At 51.1% G+C, this 18,480-nt stretch carries 15 protein-coding genes; 10 read left to right on the forward strand and 5 right to left on the reverse strand.

From position 1 onward, the window contains the following. The first annotated feature begins 13 nt into the window (after positions 1 to 13). From FPG75_RS01370 to eboC, 4 genes are all read left to right on the forward strand, one after another. On the forward strand, positions 14 to 1,531 hold the full coding sequence (locus FPG75_RS01370) for an FG-GAP repeat domain-containing protein (protein ID WP_143304704.1): 1,518 nt from the start codon (positions 14 to 16) through the stop codon (positions 1,529 to 1,531). A gap of 312 nt (positions 1,532 to 1,843) precedes the next feature. After that, positions 1,844 to 2,740, forward strand: coding sequence for an EboA domain-containing protein (locus FPG75_RS01375; RefSeq protein ID WP_143304705.1), 897 nt, complete (start codon positions 1,844 to 1,846; stop codon positions 2,738 to 2,740). Between the two features lie 21 nt (positions 2,741 to 2,761). Then, a complete protein-coding gene (locus tag FPG75_RS01380; RefSeq protein ID WP_143304706.1) occupies positions 2,762 to 3,745 on the forward strand; it encodes a TatD family hydrolase in 984 nt (327 codons plus the stop codon). 54 nt (positions 3,746 to 3,799) lie between these two features. Next, positions 3,800 to 4,720 carry a UbiA-like protein EboC gene (eboC, locus tag FPG75_RS01385; protein ID WP_201747864.1) on the forward strand — a complete coding sequence of 307 codons (921 nt, stop codon included), beginning with the start codon at positions 3,800 to 3,802 and terminating at the stop codon, positions 4,718 to 4,720. Here the strand turns inward: eboC and FPG75_RS01390 are convergent. Together FPG75_RS01390 and FPG75_RS01395 are read right to left on the reverse strand one after the other, a co-directional pair. Continuing rightward, positions 4,717 to 5,352, reverse strand: a complete 636-nt coding sequence (locus FPG75_RS01390) for a response regulator (RefSeq protein WP_143304707.1) — start codon at positions 5,350 to 5,352, stop codon at positions 4,717 to 4,719. The two genes, eboC and FPG75_RS01390, sit on opposite strands and share 4 nt — an antisense overlap. A gap of 21 nt (positions 5,353 to 5,373) precedes the next feature. Then, positions 5,374 to 7,296, reverse strand: coding sequence for an ATP-binding protein (locus FPG75_RS01395; RefSeq protein WP_161596624.1), 1,923 nt, complete (start codon positions 7,294 to 7,296; stop codon positions 5,374 to 5,376). Positions 7,297 to 7,926: 630 nt separating this feature from the next. On the opposite strand from FPG75_RS01395, the gene FPG75_RS01400 reads away from it, so the two are divergent. From FPG75_RS01400 to FPG75_RS01425, 6 genes are all read left to right on the forward strand, one after another. Beyond that, on the forward strand, positions 7,927 to 9,099 hold the full coding sequence (locus FPG75_RS01400; protein WP_236652692.1) for a 3-dehydroquinate synthase: 1,173 nt from the start codon (positions 7,927 to 7,929) through the stop codon (positions 9,097 to 9,099). Between the two features lie 2 nt (positions 9,100 to 9,101). Then, a complete protein-coding gene (eboE, locus tag FPG75_RS01405) occupies positions 9,102 to 10,316 on the forward strand; it encodes a metabolite traffic protein EboE (protein WP_143304709.1) in 1,215 nt (404 codons plus the stop codon). Positions 10,317 to 10,362: 46 nt separating this feature from the next. Then, positions 10,363 to 11,727: an alkaline phosphatase family protein gene (locus FPG75_RS01410; protein ID WP_143304710.1), complete on the forward strand. Its 1,365-nt coding sequence runs from the start codon at positions 10,363 to 10,365 to the stop codon at positions 11,725 to 11,727. 12 nt (positions 11,728 to 11,739) lie between these two features. Further along, positions 11,740 to 11,940, forward strand: coding sequence for a hypothetical protein (locus tag FPG75_RS01415; RefSeq protein WP_143304711.1), 201 nt, complete (start codon positions 11,740 to 11,742; stop codon positions 11,938 to 11,940). Between the two features lie 352 nt (positions 11,941 to 12,292). Continuing rightward, complete coding sequence (locus FPG75_RS01420) at positions 12,293 to 13,630, forward strand: Gfo/Idh/MocA family protein (protein ID WP_143304712.1); 1,338 nt, start codon at positions 12,293 to 12,295, stop codon at positions 13,628 to 13,630. A gap of 202 nt (positions 13,631 to 13,832) precedes the next feature. After that, a complete protein-coding gene (locus tag FPG75_RS01425; protein WP_143304713.1) occupies positions 13,833 to 14,615 on the forward strand; it encodes a sulfite exporter TauE/SafE family protein in 783 nt (260 codons plus the stop codon). A 25-nt stretch (positions 14,616 to 14,640) separates the two neighbouring features. Here FPG75_RS01425 and FPG75_RS01430 read toward each other — a convergent pair whose 3' ends face one another. From FPG75_RS01430 to FPG75_RS01440, 3 genes are all read right to left on the reverse strand, one after another. Further along, positions 14,641 to 14,997 carry an MmcQ/YjbR family DNA-binding protein gene (locus tag FPG75_RS01430; protein ID WP_143304714.1) on the reverse strand — a complete coding sequence of 119 codons (357 nt, stop codon included), beginning with the start codon at positions 14,995 to 14,997 and terminating at the stop codon, positions 14,641 to 14,643. Between the two features lie 200 nt (positions 14,998 to 15,197). Further along, entirely contained in the window at positions 15,198 to 16,976 is a 1,779-nt protein-coding gene (locus FPG75_RS01435) for a DUF885 domain-containing protein (protein ID WP_143304715.1), read from the reverse strand. Positions 16,977 to 17,080: 104 nt separating this feature from the next. Continuing rightward, positions 17,081 to 18,442: a 3-keto-disaccharide hydrolase gene (locus tag FPG75_RS01440; RefSeq protein WP_143304716.1), complete on the reverse strand. Its 1,362-nt coding sequence runs from the start codon at positions 18,440 to 18,442 to the stop codon at positions 17,081 to 17,083. Positions 18,443 to 18,480 lie beyond the last annotated feature (38 nt).

Genomic DNA, 18,480 nt, shown 5'->3' on the forward strand with positions numbered 1-18,480 from the left:
GAAATATAATCTGATGAACGATCAACCAAAGCTGCTTTGCTACGGCGCTATTTTCATAATATCCCTTTTTATCATCAGCAGTTGCCATACGCCCACCAGAGAAGAGAGAGGAAAGGCTTTGGCAGATAAATACTGTGGAACCTGCCACCAGCCCGTATCTCCGGCTTTGCTCGATAAAGAGACCTGGACCAAACATGTGCTGCCTGCCATGGCGAAGCGCCTCGGTATCCGCGTGTGGAACGAAACGGAATATTATCCACCACAACCCGGCGAAAAGCCGGCTGCGCTGTCTTTCGCGGAATGGAACGAGATAGTGCACTATTACGATACGCTGGCGCCAGAACACCTCGCACCGGCCAAACCGCCGGTACCTTTACAGCATGGGTGGTCTGTCTTCACGCTGAAATGCCCGTCTGTACCCGATACCAGCCGCCTCAGTGCTACTACGCTGGTAGCGGTGGATACGGCCAGCGGCAACATCTTCACCAGCGATGAACTCAGTAATATGCTGCAACGCTGGGGCAGCGACCTGCACCAAACTGCGCAGTGGCGCATGCTTTCGCCGGTAGTGGATATGCAGCTGCCGAAAGACAGTCCTGCCATCCTCACCCAGATCGGTAACATGCGCGCCCTCAATGAGCCCAAAGGCGTCATCTCTTCCCTCAACGTGAAAGATCCGAAGGCCACCGCGCATGACCTCAAAGCCTTTTTGCAAAGGCCGGTACAAACCCTGCAGGCCGACTTCAACAATGATGGCCTTACCGACCTGCTGGTATGCGCTTTCGGGCATGACCAGGGCGGCCTGTACTGGCTGAAACAGCGCCCCGATCACCATTACGATCAACTGCCTATCCTGGAAATACCTGGCGCTATCCACGCCGTTACAGGAGATTTTAATAAAGATGGATGGACAGATGTAATGGCGCTTTTTGCCGCAGGGAACGAAGGCATCTGGCTCTTCGAGAACGATAAAAAAGGCGGCTTCAAAGCCGTCAACCTGCTGAAATTCCCGCCCCTCAATGGTTCTACGAGCTTCCAGCTGGCCGATTTCAATGGCGACGGTAAAGAAGATATCCTTTACACCTGCGGCGACAATGCAGATTATTCCATGATATTAAAACCTTATCACGGAGTGTATATATTTTTGAATGAAGGCAATCATCAATATAAACAAGCCTGGTTCTATCCCGTGAATGGCTGTACCAAAGCCATTGTCGCCGATTTTAACGGAGATGGCCGCCTGGATATCGCTACGATCGCCTTTTTTGCAGACCTGAAAAATAATCCGTCAGAAAAATTTATTTTCTTTGAGGGCGACAAACTACCTTTGCACTTTACTCCGTACGCCCCGCCCATAGAGCGGGAAGGACGCTGGATCTGCATGGAGGCGAAAGATTATGATCATGATGGCGATCTGGATATTGTACTTGGTAACTATGCAAAAGGGTTTATTATTCAGGATGACTATAAGCCCGATTGGAAGGAATATCAGCCATTTATAGTGCTTGAGAATACTTCGCATCATAAATAAGATGGAGAAAATTGTGGAAGAGATTTGGTAGGAAAATAGAATAATCTGTATATTACAGCCGTAATTCATCTGATTGTTGTCCAATTCCAAAAACATAACTACGCACTGTTCCTTAACGCCACAGGCACAGCTGTTGAAAGATATCCTGATGCATAATCAGGTTTTAGAATGGCGGAAGGAGAGGCAGCAATGCCTCTCTTTTATTTTTATTACCATCCATCATAAAATAACCGGCTGAACCGTGAAATACGGGTATTACTGGTTACTTTTAGCGTGAAATAGCTTATCTATATATTATAAACAGCATTATCAGTGACCGCATATGTTTATGATGAGGAAGCAGTGAAAGCGGAACTTCATACCATCATCAGGAGTAACGGGAACGACAGTACGAATACCTGGCTTGACAAGCGCTTGCAAGCCCGGGAAACAGGAGATGCCGTACAACAGTTTCATCTTACCTTCACCGCCATACCAAGGTTTACCGGAAAAAATATTGTCCAGGTCAGCGATGCCGCCGCACAACGGCTACAGCAACTGGCGCCCGGATTTTTCGTACAGGGGTGGACGTTAGACCGCCTCACGCGCGTATGGTGGATGCTTTACCTCGACGCCGACAACCAGCAGCAATATATCCGCACCATAGAACAGAGTTTCAACGCCGCCGAAATGAATGAGCTGGCAGCCCTCTACAGCGCTCTTCCGCTACTGGCATGGCCGGAAGCATGGATACCGCGCGCCGCAGAAGGCATCCGCTCCAATATCGGCATCGTACAGGAAGCCATCATGCTGCACAACCCGTACCCTGCCCGCTACCTGCCCGAAGCCGCCTGGAACCAGCTGGTCATGAAAGCGCTCTTCACCGACAAACCCATTCACCTGATACAGGGCCTCGATGAACGCGCCAACGCCGCACTGGCAGCCACGCTCTCCGACTATGCCCATGAACGCTGGGCCGCCGGCAGAAGGGTCAATCCCATGCAATGGCGCCTGCTATCCCGCTTCCTGCATGAAGGCAACTTCGCCGACATACAACGTATCTGGCATTCCGAACATACCGTAGAACGCGAAGCCGCCGCACTCGTTTGCGCTGGCAGCAACTATGCACCGGCACAGCAATTGCTGTCGCAGGCGCCCGATATTCAGGCCGAAATCAGCCATGGCAGCCTGTCCTGGCAAACCGTCGCCGACAAATACCAAAATATATAAATCACCAATAAATCAATCGATATGTGTGGTATCCATGAACTGACCGAGAAAGACCTTCAACCGCTTACCTATACGCCAGCGTACCTGGACAAAATAAAAGGCATGCGCTTCTTTGATCCGCATGTACATATGACTTCCCGTACTACCGACGACTATCAGGCCATGGCCGATGCCGGCATCGTAGCCATGATAGAACCCGCCTTCTGGCTCGGACAGCCACGCACCGGCGTAGATACCTTCCGCGATTATTTCAGCAGCCTCGTTGGCTGGGAACGCTTCCGCGCTTCACAATTCGGTATCAAACACTATTGCACCATCGGCCTCAATTCCAAAGAAGCCAATAATGAAATGCTCGCCGAAGCAGTGATGGAAATACTCCCGCAGTTCATCTACAAAGAAGGCGTAGTGGGCGTAGGCGAAATTGGCTTCGATGACCAGACGCCGCTCGAAGAAAAATATTACCGCGCACAGCTGGAACTGGCCAAGGAAGCCGGTTTGCCCGTACAGATACACACCCCTCACCGCGATAAAAAGAAAGGTACCCAACGCAGCATGGACATCGCCATTGAACATGGCCTTGCACCGCACATGGTGATCGTAGACCATAACAATGAAGAAACCGTGAAAGAAGTGCTGGACCGCGGCTTCTGGGCCGCCTTCACCATCTACCCGTTCACCAAAATGGGAAATGAACGCATGGTGCAGATCGTAAAACAATATGGCAGCGAAAGGATCATGATTAACTCCGCCGCCGACTGGGGCATCAGCGACCCGCTGGCAGTGCCCAAAACAGCCGCTTTAATGCACGAAAGTGGTATTGACTCGAATGATATTCATTTGGTAACTTACACTAATGCGATCAAAGCTTTTGCGCAAAGCGGACAAATCAATGAAGCCGATTTCGCCGCCGCCAATGTGGATCAAAGCGAGAAATACAATGGCAGCACGGTTTTGCGCGGAGGGCAACAGCCCCGAATTGATAAAAATACGACCATCATCCGGTAAAGGCGCGGCAGCTTCGTTACTGCCGGCCAAAGACCATGAAAACCTCTTTACGCGGTGAGTTATATTGTTAATAAATTGATAGGATACCTACGCCTGATGCGCCCTGCCAATATCATTACCGCTATCGCGGATATCCTGGCAGGAGTGGCCATTTCAGGTTATTTCGCCGGTATTACCTTTCAGACCTGTGACCTGGATAGCACCCTGCCTGTAGTGTGCCTGTGCCTCGCCACCATTGGACTATACGGTGGCGGCGTGGTGTTCAACGATGTGTTCGACGCTTCGCTCGACAGCGTAGAACGCCCCGAACGCCCTATTCCCAGCGGCGTGATCTCTAAAACACAAGCTATCATCCTCGGCTGTTACCTGCTGCTAGTGGGCATCCTGGCCGCTTTCGCCGTAGGGCATCTCAACGGATGCTCCGGCTGGATCGCCATCGGCATAGCCCTGAGCGCCCTCGTATACGACAAATGGGGAAAACATCATGCCTTCCTCGGACCTCTCAATATGGGCCTGTGCCGTGGCCTGAACCTATTGCTGGGACTGAGTATCGTGCCATCGGCACTGAAACATTTCTGGTGGATGGGGCTCATCCCCGTGATATACATTGCAGCGGTGACAAATATCAGCAGGGGAGAAGTGCACGGAGGCAGTAAGAAAAGTTTGCGTATAACCGGTTTGTGTTATGCGCTGGTGTATCTCACGATGGCAGTAATGGCGGCCTTACAACAACATATCTGGTATGCATTGCCTTTTATCATATTGTTCGCGTTCCTGATCAACCGCCCTTTGTTCCGTGCCATGAAAGATCCTTCCGGTCCTAACATCGGCAAGGCAGTAAAGGCCGGTATTGTGGCGTTGATTGTCATGAATGCCGCATGGGTGGCGGCTTTCGCACAGTTGCCCTTTGCGCTCTTCGTATTGCTGTTGTTGCCTTTTTCGCTTGTATTGTCCAGGATATTTGCTGTTACCTAATCTACCAGCCCTCTTTTGATGGCTTCTTTCACCAGGCCGGCAGTGTTCTTCACCGCCAGCTTCTGCGTAATGTTCAGCCGGTGTGTTTCTACTGTACGCAGGCTGATGTACAGCATATCCGCGATCTCCTGGTTGGAATTTTCTTCTGCGATCAGCTTTAATATCTCCTGCTCTCTCCGCGTCAGCGGAATATCGTAAGCGCTGCGCCTTTGACCGGTCATCTCCTGTAAAAGATGATGCTGGACGGTATTGTCCAGGAATTGCCCGCCGGCATGCACCGTTTCGATGGCGCGTATCAAAGTGTCCTGGTCGGTGTTCTTCAACAGGTAGCCGGTAGCGCCATTGCGCAGCATCTGGCGGATATAGTGCACTTCAAGGAAATTGGTGAGCGCGATGATCTTCACGCCGGGATGCGCCTTGCGCACCTGTTTGCATAATTCCATGCCGTCGATATCCGGCATCTGTATATCCAGTAATAATACATCGGGCCGCGCTTTAGGCAGGGCGCTCATCAATGCGCCAGCCTCGTTGCTGTCGTATACGATCGAAATGTGGGAATAAGGCGCCAGCATGGCTTTCAGGCCCTTGATTACCAGCAGGTGGTCATCAGTTATAGCCAGTTTGATCTGCATGTTGATAGATATTTATGATGGTTACGCTTCTGCAAATTGCATCAGGTCTATATTAAATTCGATATAAGCGGAAGTGCCCCTGCCCGCGGTGGCGGCTATTTCCAGGCTGCCGTTGAGTGCCCTGATCCTCGATTGTAAACTCTTTAACCCAATGCCGGACTGCAATTCCGGCTGATGTTGAAATCCGATGCCATTGTCTTCTACGGTGATAGTCAGCAGCCGCTCGTGCTGCGTAAGCTGCACCAGTGCGGCCGTAGCGCGGGAATGTTTGATGATATTGTTGATCAGTTCCTGGATGATCCGGTACACTGATAGCTCAAAATTGGCCTTGAAACGCTGGATGTTGCCCGCGCCATAAAAGGTGATCTGTAAATTCCGGGAGTGGCTCACATTGCGGCAATAAAAGCTGAGCGCTTCTGCGAGGCCCAGCCGGGCCAGCATTTCGGGCATCAGGTTATGCGCGGTTTTGCGTACTTCGCTGATGGCGTCGTCCAGCATGCCCATCGCATGGTTGAAGTCCTCGTCCCGCTGCAGGATGGGGCGCTCATGCTTCAAAGCGCTGAAATGCATCTTCACGGCGGATAGCAGCCCGCCCACGCCATCATGCAGGTCGTTGGAAAGCCTTCTCCGTTCCCGCTCTTCGCCTTGCATCATCGCTTCCAGTACCTGCACTGTTTTTTCTACCTGCAAGGTTTGTAGCTGCTGCTGTTGCAGGTGCTGGCGGTACAGCATTTTCTGCCATGCCACGAAAGCCGCTGCCAGCAAAGCAATGATGCTGATGAAGCCGATAACGATCCACATATTTTTCTGTTGTAACTGAAGATCTTTCTGCGCCAGCTCCAGTTTTTTCTCGGCAAGGTCGCGGTCTTTTTTCTCGGAGAGATATTGTATCTCGAGCTGCTGCACATTTTTGCGGGTGGCATCGCCTACGAGTGAATCATTCAATACCTCGTAGCTCCGCCGTAGTTGCAATGCCTGCAAAGGCTGACCCTGTGCGGCTTTCAGGTCGGAGGCAGCCAGGTAGGCCTGCCGCAGCTCATCGCCGGATTGATATAATTGTCCCAGCGTAATGGTTTTGTTGAGATATTGTTCGGCCAGCGCATACCGTTTTAGTTTGAAAAGCTCCTGCCCATAGCCGAGGTAAACGTAAATGAGATAATCCGGTGCGGCGTATTTTTGGGTGATAGCCAATGCCTGCTCATAAAGCTGCAAGGCGCGCGGGTGCTGCCCCTGGTCTGACAGGATGCCGGCATTGTTGATGAGCGCATCCAGCACGAAGGTGCTGTCGCCCAGCTCGCGGCCCAGTTGCATCGCATGCTGAAAGTATTGTTCTGCTTCCGGATATTTTTTCATTTTTGCTGTGGCGATGCCCATGTTCACCAATGCTGCGGCCATGCGTCTTGGCTTCTGGTGCTGCACTCCAAACTGGTAGGCGCGCCTGGCGTAGTCGAACCCTTTTTGCGGATCGCCAAGGCGGATGAATACGCCTGCCAGGCTGGTGGCCATTTTAACCGCGGTGAGACTGTCGCCCGTGATATCAGCGAGTTTCATGGCATACAGGTAGCTGTTGGCGGCCTGCTGGTAGTTGCCTACATTCTGGTATTCATTCCCGATGTAATTGATGCACAACACCAGGCCGGCAGTATCCTGCTGTGAAATATAGATCTGGAGGGCCTGTTGTAACAGGTACAGGGAACGCATGTATTCACCTCTCAGGTCCTGTATGTACATGTAATAAAAAGTGAAATCTGCCACGCCTTTATGATAGCCCAGCTGGCGGCTCAGGTCCAGCGCCTGTAGGAAATAGCGCTCTGCCAGGCGGATACTGTCTGGCAACACACTTTCGCCATAAGCCAGCAGGGTATTCACTTTCACCGTATCTGGCGGCAGCTGTTGCAGTCGCCGAAGCAGGCTCTCCTGCCGCGCAGTTTGCCCTTGCAACATACAGATGCTGCTTAACACACAGAAAAAAGTGAATAGTATATTTCTAAACATCGATCAATACATATTTGGTAACGGGAATTAATGATGGCGTCTGAAACTTTACACTATCGTGCAACAAAAGATGTGGGAAAACAGCAATCGTTACAGGGTTAATAACAAGGGCTAGAGGTCATGATATAAAGTTCAAGATTTCTGCTGTAATACACAATAGCGGCGCCGGCAAATGGATGGGCGCCAAGATGCGTATATTCCGCGGCGGCCCGCTGTAAAGGGCTACAGAAAAGCATTTCCGGCCCTGGCCTCTCCATTCCGTAGAAATACGGATTTTTTTAAATGGTGGTTTTTGCTGTCAATAATCTGGCGGAGAGGTGGTTATTTTGCACCTGAACAGCATAAAAGCTGCGTACAATAACATCTTATCTAAATACAGAAGGCTCCGCATCCCGGAGCCTTATTCTTTGGAAATTCTTCTTTTTTATACGTACTTTTAAAGGCAGCGTTGGAGAATTTGTGGATTTATTGATTTACGGATTTCTTGATTTGTGGAAACTGTAATACCTAAAAATTTATGGCATTGCAGGTTCCACAAATCAAGAAATCCGTAAATCAATAAATCCACAAATTTCAAAGATGCTTTACGGAATATTAGCCATGGACTACATACAACAGCGATTCGACGTCAACTTCTCTTACCGGGTATGCTTTACCTCTCATCTCTTCGACCCGGCAAATGATTGTCTGTCGGCCTTCCTCGAAGAACAGGCCGTAGCGGCCTATGAAAAGAAATTACTGGTGATACTGGATCAGGGGGTGGTAAACAGCCATCCCGGCCTGCCACAGCAGATCGCAGCCTATCTGCGCCAGGTGCGCGGTTTCCGGCTCGCGCCGGAAATACTGACCATCGCCGGCGGTGAAGGCGTTAAAAACGACCTGCCGCTATTCCTCAACCTCGTCAACGCGATCGATAAATACGGCATCGACCGCCACTCCTATGTGATAGGCGTGGGGGGCGGCTCCCTGCTCGACCTGGTCGGCTTCGTGGCCGCCGTATCGCATCGTGGCGTGAAACATATCCGTATCCCTACCACCGTGTTGTCTCAAAATGATTCGGGCGTAGGCGTGAAGAACGGGATCAATTTCAATGGCAAGAAAAATTTCCTCGGCGCTTTTGCGCCACCACAGGCCGTGTTCAACGACAGCGATTTCCTGACTACGCTGGACCCGCGCGACTGGCGCTCCGGCATGGTGGAAGCCGTAAAGGTAGCCCTGATCAAAGATGCCGCCTTCTTTGAATGGATGGAAAAGGAAGCCGCCAGCATCACCGCCGGCGATATGCCTGGTATGCAATACCTGATCCGCCGCTGTGCAGAACTGCATATGCAACATATCGGCGGTGGCGGCGATCCGTTTGAAAGCGGCTCTTCCCGTCCGCTCGACTTCGGCCATTGGAGTGCGCACAAGCTGGAACAGCTGACCAACTTCGATTTGCGGCATGGTGAAGCAGTATCGATCGGCGTGGCGCTCGACAGCGTATATTCGTACCTGTTAGGATGGCTCAGCGAAGGCGATATGAAGCGCATCATCCAGGTGCTGAAACATATGCAGTTGCCCGTCTGGCACCCCCTGCTGCAAAAGCAGGAGGGTAGCGAATCTCCCGTGATCGCCGGACTGGAGGAATTTCGCGAGCACCTCGGCGGACAGCTCACCATCTCCCTGCTGCGCGCCATCGGTAAAGGCGAAGAAGTACATCATATGGATACCGCATTGCTTTACCAGGCCGCGGACATCTGCAAAAATCTCTGATAATGCAAACAGCATATGGCCATCTCACCTATTGTACCAACATACATCCGGGTGAAAAATGGAGTGATCATTTCCAGCAGCTGAAAAAATATATTCCCGCAATAAAGCAGCAGGTATCGCCTGCACAGCCCTTTGGCATCGGGCTGCGATTGGCCAACAGCGCCAGTCTTGAGCTGGCCAAAGAAGAAAACCTGCAAGCCTTTCAGCAGTGGTTACAAGAACAGCAATGCTATGTGTTCACGATGAATGGTTTCCCTTACGGCGGCTTTCATGATACCGTTGTGAAAGACCAGGTGCATGCGCCCGACTGGACCAGCGCCGATCGCGTAGCCTATACCATCCGTTGCTTCCGCCTGCTGGCGGCCCTTTTGCCGGAAGGTATGGAAGGCGGCATCTCCACCTCGCCGCTATCGTATAAATATTGGTGTAACCGCTGCGCAGAAGAAATGGCATCGGTTACCGAAAGTGCAACGCTCAACATTTTACTGGTAGTAGAGCAGCTGGTGCGCATCCGCCGTGGTGGCGGCCCACTGCTGCATCTCGATATAGAGCCCGAGCCCGATGGCCTGCTGGAAAATACCACTGAATATATCGATTGGTACTTCCGGTACTTGCTAGCGGCAGGTGTTCCGTTTCTGATGGATAAATTTAAGGTAGATGAAGAGGCAGCCTCGGAGATGCTCCGTTCGCATGTACAGCTGTGTTACGACGTATGCCACTTTGCGCTGGAATACGAGGCGCCGCAGCGCGTGCTGGAACGTATCCGTCACCACGGCCTGAAGGTGGGCAAGCTGCAGATCAGCGCTGCCCTCAAAGCAGACCTTACAACGGATAAGGATATACGAAAAAAAGTAATCGACGGCTTCCGGCAGTTCAATGAGCCGGTATACCTGCACCAGGTGATCGCCCGCAAACAGGACGGTGGCCTGATCCATTACCCTGATCTGCCGCAGGCACTGGAGGATGCCGATAATGAAGCTGTGGCTGAATGGCGCTCACATTTCCATGTGCCTGTTTTCCTCGACCATTACGAGGTGCTGCATTCTACACAGGAAGATATCCGGCAGGTGCTGGCCATCCAGCGGCAGCAGCCTTTCACCGCACATCTTGAAGTGGAAACATATACCTGGGACGTATTGCCTGCTCCGCTCAAGGAAGAGATGGGAATATCCATCGCCCGTGAACTGCTATGGATCAGGCAGCAGTTGGAATTGTGAAACGGGAGTTTTAGTTTTATACCGGAATAGTAACAGCGCGTAATTTATGAGAAAGACAGTGGTTATCGATGTAGTAGGGCTTTCTTCTTCCCTGCTGGAACACATGCCCTTTTTAAATGCCTACACCCGGCAACGGCATCTTGCAACGGTAACGCCCATGTTACCCGCTGTTACTACTGCCGTGCAAAGTACTTATCTCACCGGTCAGTGGCCCAGTGAACATGGTATCGTAGGCAATGGCTGGTACGACCGCACCGACTGTGAGATCAAATTCTGGAAGCAATCGAACAAGCTGGTAGACGCGCCCAAGATCTGGGACCGCGCCCGCAAGCTGGATCCGTCTTTCACCGTATCGCAGATGTGCTGGTGGTATAACATGTACGCCAATGTGGACTACTCGCTCACGCCGCGCCCCAACTACCTTTCCGATGGCCGCAAAGTGCCGGATTGCTATACCACGCCGGATACCCTGCGCGATTACCTGCAGGAGGAATTAGGGCAGTTTCCCCTGTTCAACTATTGGGGGCCTACCGCTAATATCAAGTCTACACAATGGATCGCAGATGCGTCCATCCTCACGGATAAAAGATATAATCCTACCCTCACATTTATATATCTCCCGCACCTCGATTATTGCCTGCAGAAATTTGGACAGGATGTAAGCCGCAACAGTAAAGAGATTGCGGAGATAGATGCCGTGTGCAAACAACTCATCACTTACTATCAGCAACAGGATTGCAATGTGATCGTGTTATCAGAATATGGTATCACGAATGTGAATAATCCGGTGCATCTCAACAGGATACTGCGCCAGGAAGGTTTGCTGGCATTGCGGGTGGAGCGCGGCCTTGAGCTGCTGGACGCCGGCGCCTCCAAAGCCTTTGCCGTAGCGGATCACCAGATTGCGCATATCTATATCAACGATCCTTCCTGCTACAAGAAAGTGCGCGGCATACTTGAAAATGTGCCGGGCGTACAGCTGGTACTGGACCGTGAAGGCAAGCGGCAACATCACCTGCATCACCAGCGTAGCGGCGACCTCATAGCCGTGGCAGACGCCAGCAGCTGGTTCACCTACTACTATTGGCTGGACGACAATAAAGCGCCGGACTTTGCGCGCATCGTGGATATCTTCCGCAAACCAGGATATGATCCGGTAGAGATGTTCATGAACCCTGCCGATCCTTTCATCAAGCTGAAAGCGGCCGGCAAGCTGCTTAAAAAGAAACTCGGCTTCCGTTACCTGATGAACGTGATCCCGCTGGATGCTACGCTCATCAAGGGTTCCCACGGCCGACTGGAAGAAAATGCCGCCTACCATCCCGTAGTGATCAGCAACGAACCTTTCACACAAAACCAGTTGCAGGCAACCGATGTATATGATGTTATCTGGAATCAGCTGGTGAAATAAAAATACACACGCATGTTCAAATGGCCTGCTATCCTCCTTTGCTGTTTACTGCTTGCATCGCAGGGGCGCTCGCAGGATACGGCATTTCTGCTATTGTATGATGCCGTCAATTATACCATTCATCATAAACACGCGCGACAGCTGGATCAGCGGGCAGGCAACTTGCAGTTGTCTTTTGCTCCAGGTAATATTTCCATGGTTTATTCCTTCTGAATCTTTCAGCCATACACTTCATACACTATACATGCTTGAAACAGGGAGTATCCTGCTAGTATCTACGGCTTTAACAGGTTGTATAAATCTATCGCCCCCTACGGGGCTAGATGTTGGTAGATCGCATTTGTTCCCCGGGTTACACCCGGGGCTACCGAGCTATCGCCCCTACGGGGCTGGATAATAATTTGGGGATTTTTTGATTGACGGATTTTCGAATTTAAATGCAGGCTTAGTAGTCCAAATTCGAAAATCCGTCAATCAAAAAATCCCCAAATTATTTCCCGATTATTTATCTATTTTCATGCAACCGATTGTAATTCTTAACCAAATAACTATTCAATAAGGCGTTATGAAAAGAAGAGATTTTCTGAAAACCGGTACCATGGCAGGTTTGGGGGCTGGTTTGACCTATCTCAATTTCCCGGTTTTCGGGAAGAATGCACCGAGTAACAAGATCGTATTAGGTGTAATGGGGGTGAACTCCCGCGGTAATTGGCTGGCGCAAACAGCGGCCAAGCTGCCCGGCGCCGAAATAGGCTACATCTGCGACGTAGAAGACGGCGCTATTGAAAAAGGCCTCAAAGCCGTTGCAGGCGCGCAAAGCCGGCAACCCACCGTGATCAAGGACATCCGCAAGCTGCTGGAGCGCAAAGATTTTGATGCCCTGATCGTGGCCACGCCCGACCACTGGCATGCGCCTGCCGCCATCATGGCCACTGCCGCAGGGAAACATGTGTATGTGGAAAAGCCATGCGCCCACAACCCGCACGAGGGCGAGCTGCTGGTGGCTGCCGCCGCCAAATACAACCGTCATGTGCAAATGGGCAACCAGCGCAGGTCCTGGCCTAACCTGCAACAGGCAGTGAAAGAAGTGAAGGAACAAGGCATCATCGGCAAACCCTACTATGCAAGAGGGTGGTATGTCAACGATCGCAAGCCGATCGGTATCGGTAAAAAAATTCCCGTGCCCTCTACGCTTGATTGGAACCTGTGGCAAGGCCCTGCGCCCCGCCGCGATTACCTGGATAATATCGTGCACTACAACTGGCACTGGCGCTGGCATTGGGGCACTTCAGAAACCTGCAACAACGCCACGCACGAACTGGATTGCATGCGCTGGTTCCTCGACGTGGAATTCCCGACCAAGGTAACTTCCGCCGGCGGCCGTTATGCCTATCCGAAAGACGATTGGGAAACACCGGATACACAAACGCTCAATTTCGAGTTTGAAGGCGGCAAGGCTATCTCCTGGGAAGGCCGCAGCTGTCATCCTTACACGCTCGAAGGCAGTGGCCGCGGCTTCGCCATCTTCGGCGAAAACGGCGCCCTGTACAACTCCGGCGGCGATAACTACAAGATCATCGATACCAAGAATAAAGTAGTGAAAGAAGTGAAGCAGCAGGAAAGATCCATACAGAGTGTAACCAATACCGTTAGTCCGGCCGGCGAATTTTACGACGCTGTACATATCAACAATTTCCTCGAAAGCATCCGCGGCAACGCTAAACTCAACTCGGAAATAAACATCGGTTACCGCAGTACGCTGTTATGCCTGTTGGGCAACATTGCGCAGCGTACCGGGCGTGCGCTCAATACCGATCCTGCCAATGGTCATATCCTCCATGATGCCGACGCGATGAAGCTGTGGCAACGTGAATATGAAAACGGTTGGGCGCCTAAAGTGTAATGATTTGCGTGGCATTCACCACGGGCTTACGGCTCGTGGTGAATCTGCTCAAATCCGCTACCCTACTAGCTTTATAGGCTGTGAATAAATATAATATCTTGTTATCTCCCATAACTTATAGTTATCGTTATTATTTGTCTGCGGTACCTGCTTCCCCTACATTTGTACTACCTGTAATTTTTTTATAACCAACCAGCAACCATTGGATTTATTACAACAATCGCATTACCTGCCCGTATTATTGATCGGTCTGATAGTGGGCTATTTGTCCGGATTACTGGGAAAGGGCGGCAGCGCCATCAGTACGCCGGCCCTGCAGATATTTGCGGGCGTTAATCCGTTCTTTGCCCTCGCCTCTCCTTTGCCGGCATCTATAACCAGCACCTTATCAGCAACGGCTGTTTACCGCAAGGAGAAATTATTCAATGCCCGCGTCATCTGGCTGAGTGCTATATTCGCCGTACCAGCCACCATAGCCGGTTCCTGGCTGAGCAGCTACCTTCCCGGCAAAACCCTGATGGTGCTCACGGCACTCTTCATCGTAACGATCGGATTTTCTTTGCTGTTCTCTTTCCTGACGAGGAAAGAAGGGAAGGCAGAGCTGCCGGGAGATCAACAGATACCGGGCGCCAGGCTGATGCTGGCCGCCACAGGAATCGGATTGCTGGCGGGCCTTCTGGCCAACGCGGGCGGTGTGCTTTTCAGTTCATTCTTCATCAGGTATTTGAAAATGCCGATCAAACAGGCATTGGCATCGGCGGTGGTACTGTCGGCAATACTGTCTATACCCGGTGCGATCACGCACTGGTGTTTGGGGCATATAGACTGGAACATCGCATTGCTGCTATCTTTAACGGCTTTTCCTGCTTCTTATCTGGGGGCTAAAACGGCTGTGAAAATGAAAACGCCACTGCTGGAGAAACTCTTCGCGCTTACATTGATACTTTTCGGGTTGTACGATATCTTCTTCACGCTGGGAGCGTAAATCAACGAATCTTATTCGTCATCTTTCAGGCGCCGATCTTCATCCGGTGAATGGCATCCTGTTCGCCTGGCGGCAGGGTAGCCACCACTATTTCGTAAGCATCGTGCAGGAACGCTTGCAGCTCTGGCAGCGGCAAGGTATCTTCCTGTTTCAGCTGTACCCAGTGGTACCTGGCCAGGTGTGGCGCCGGCACAATACCCGGACGGGCAATCAATTGATGGAAAAGAGCAGGGCTGCACTTGAAGGATATCCGGTGAGGAGGCTCCATAGATAGCATGCAGAACAACTTTTCTCCAACAAAGAATCGCAGTTCATTGTCCCATTTCTGTTCGGTAGTGACAGCCGGAAATGCGCGGCAAAAATCAAGGGTGTGATCAAACATAGCAGCAGGTTTAAAGCATCATTTATTCAGCGCCGTTTTACCAACGGTACCGGTTAATTCCAAGGGTATGCTGTAAATAGAGAGTGAAACTGCCGTATAAAAATACAAAATAATTACAACAATGCAGTAGGGGAAAGAGAATTAATCCTTTATTAACGAGTAATTGTTGCAGCCTGGCGGCCGCAACAATTATTCAAAAATTATTTTGCCCAGCGGGCCATTTTCTGCTCCAGTACAGAAAGCGGCACACAGCCGTCTTTCAGCAATTCATCATGAAAAGAGGCCAGACTGAATTTTGGTCCCAGCTCCTGCGTGTATTTGTTGCGCAGCTCGCGGATCTTCAGCTCGCCGATCTTGTAGGAGAGGGCCTGGCCCGGGATCGCCATATAACGCTCGATCTCGGAGGTAGCCTCATGTTCCGTTACCGGCTCATTGTCCATCATGTATTTGATGGCCTGTTCGCGGGTCCAGCCTTTGGTATGCAATCCAACGTCCACGACTAAACGAATCGCGCGGTGTATTTCGTCGGTCAGGCGGCCAAAATACATGTAGGGATTGGTATACAGCCCCAGTTCCTTGCCAAGGCTCTCGCAGTAAAGCGCATAGCCTTCGCCATAAGCGCCCACCCATGTAAAGCGGCGGAACTTCGGCAGGGAATCATTTTCCTGTTGCAGGGAGAACTGGAAGTGGTGGCCGGGGATCGCCTCATGCAGGAAAAGGCATTCCATGCCGGTATAACTGAATGTTTTTGCATCGAGGATGGGCACATAGAACACGCCCGGGCGGGAACCATCGGCAGCGCCGGGCTGGTACTCCGCACTGGCCGAAGCGGCGCGGAAAGCCTCTGTTTGGCGTATCTCGAATTTTGTTTTAGGAAGATGACCATACATTTTCTTCACGCCGGGCATGATCTTGTTTTCGATCGCTTTGAAAGAATCGAGGATAGCGCCAGGTGTTTTGAAGATGCGGAACTGCGGATCCGTGCGCACAAATTCAAAGAAGGCCGGCAGCTCGCCTTTGAAGCCGGTGCTGGTTTTCACGGCTTCCATTTCGCCCCGGATGCGGGTCACTTCTTTTTCTCCCAATGCATAGATCTCGTCAGGCGTTTTATCGGTGGTGGTCCAGTAGCGGATCAGGTACGCGTAGTATTGCTTGCCATCAGGAATGCCTTCGATACCGCTGCTGGTGCGGGCTTTAGGCAGGTACTCCCCTTCGAAGAACTGTTGCAGTTTGGCATAGGAGGGCAGTATATATTTTTCGATGGCCTGCGTATAATCCATTGCCAGCTTGGTTTTCGCGTTGTCGTCCAGCGAAGCGGGAATGGTTTTCAAGGGCGAATAATACACATTGTTGGCAGTATCTTTTTTGGCAAGGTCGCGCATCTGCGGGATGATCTTCACCACCAGTGCTTTGGGCAGCACATAGCCGGTGGCCATGCCCCTGCGCATGTTGGCGATGGCGGTGTCTGTCCATTCCGCGAAGCCCTTCATACGTTTCATGAAGTTCTCATAATCCTGCAAAGTTTTGAATGGCTGCGCGCTGGTACCGGAGCCGAATTGCGCGAGCGTGAGCGGCGTAGAAGTGAACTGCGAAATGGGCATGAGGTTATCATGGAAGGTAAGCCCCGTTTTGCCGATGTTCAGTTCGCGCTGCAGCATATCGTAAGTGATGCGGTCGTTGCTGCTGAGCGTCGCGGTGTCAATGCCTTGCAGCGCTTGCAGGTAGCGCGTATATACTGAATCTGTTTTGCGGCGGAAAGCATCGCTGATATCGATCGTGAAATCGCCATTATACTGGTTCTCGCCATTGAAGGTGGCCTGGATAGGGTTGAGGGCCATGCTCTCATCATAGTAGCGGGCTGCCAGGTGGCGTATAGAATCGCCGGCTGCCTGTGTACCGCCCCCGGGATGTTGCTGGCAGGCGCCTGTCAGCAAGGCTCCCAGTAACGCCAGGGCGCTGTTGCGTTTTAGTATATGCATATGCGTAGTTTAGATATTTGCATAACAATGTAATAAAAAAAGCATCCCGAAGAATCGGAATGCTTATTTAGAACAGTGAACAATGAAAAAAAAGGTAAAATATTTTATTTCAATACTTTTATTCGAATGCTTTTGAAAGAAACTTCGTTACCATGGTCCTGCAAGAGGATGTGACCTTCCGGCCACAGGCCAAAGTTATTCCAATTTTTGTACTTGCTGATAGCCACCAGATCTTTAAAGGCTTGCGATCCTCGCTCGTATTCCAACACTTTAAAACCATTCAGCCAATGCTCCACGTGGTTATTAGGATACACAATAATACGACCTTTGTTCCATTCTCCAATGGGTTGAAGGGCACGTTTTTCCTGTTTTCTTGTCATTAAATCGTAAAGAGAGGCCAGTGTGCGGTTTCCTTCGCGTCCCAGCTTGGCATCGGGATGTACTTCATCGTCCAGGATCTGGTATTCCAGCCCGATGGCAGATTTTCCATTGGTTTCATATGACTCTTTTACAAAATATTTCACGCCGCTATTAGCGCCCTTGGTAAGTTTGAACATAAACTCCAGTTCAAAGGCGCCGTATTCCTTGTCGGTAACGATATCGCCGCCACTGCCTTCTTCATTGCCATTGGAGTGTTCAATGGTGAGCACACCGTCGCGCATTACCCAGCCCGCTGTGGGGAAATCCTTTCTGTATACGCCTCTCCAGCCATTGCTGGTTTTACCGTCCCAGAGCAGCACGTAGCCATTCTTTTTCTGTTGACCGGAGATAGTGTTATCCACATTATTGACTACGTAGATATTATCATAGGGAGAATATTGAGATGCCGGCGGATTTTCCATGATACGGAGGTTGCGCCAGTGGATGCTCTTGCCCGCATCTTCCTGTTTATTGCCGATACCATGTACCTGCAAAGCGATGAAACCCTTTGGCAGTGCGGTATCTACAAGATGTGCAGCCGGTACGCCATTTACCCAGGTGCGCATTTCATTGCCGCGGCACTCGATGCGGTATTTGTTCCAGCCATCTTTTTTGAAGGCGCCTTGTGCCTTGGGATTCAGCTCCAGCGGGTATTGCCAGCCGCGACGGCCCTCTTCATAAATACCGCCGCTCCAACGCCTGTCGGATGGGTCGATCTCCATCTGGTAGCCAAATACACGGCCATTCTGATAATCGGCGCGGCTCTGGCTGCGGAACTGGATACCAGAGTTGAACTCTTTGTCCAGCTTGAATTCCAGCTCCAGGATGAAATCGCCGTAATCCTTGTCTGTAGCCAGGAAGGAATTAGGAGTGCTCAATACCGTAGTACCGAGGATTTCGCCGTTCTCTGCTTTGTAGATCGCAGTGCCGCCAAGCTGTTTCCAGCCTTTCAGGTCTTTACCATTAAAAAGTGGTTGCCACTTCTGGGCGAACAAGCCACTGCCTATACATAGCAGGCTGCCGCAAACGAGGAATATTTTTTTCATAACAATTCAATTACCGGGAATAGACAGGCAAAATAAAA

Origin of the sequence: Chitinophaga vietnamensis, from assembly GCF_902167635.1 — a bacterium.
In the GTDB taxonomy this organism is placed as follows: domain Bacteria; phylum Bacteroidota; class Bacteroidia; order Chitinophagales; family Chitinophagaceae; genus Chitinophaga; species Chitinophaga vietnamensis.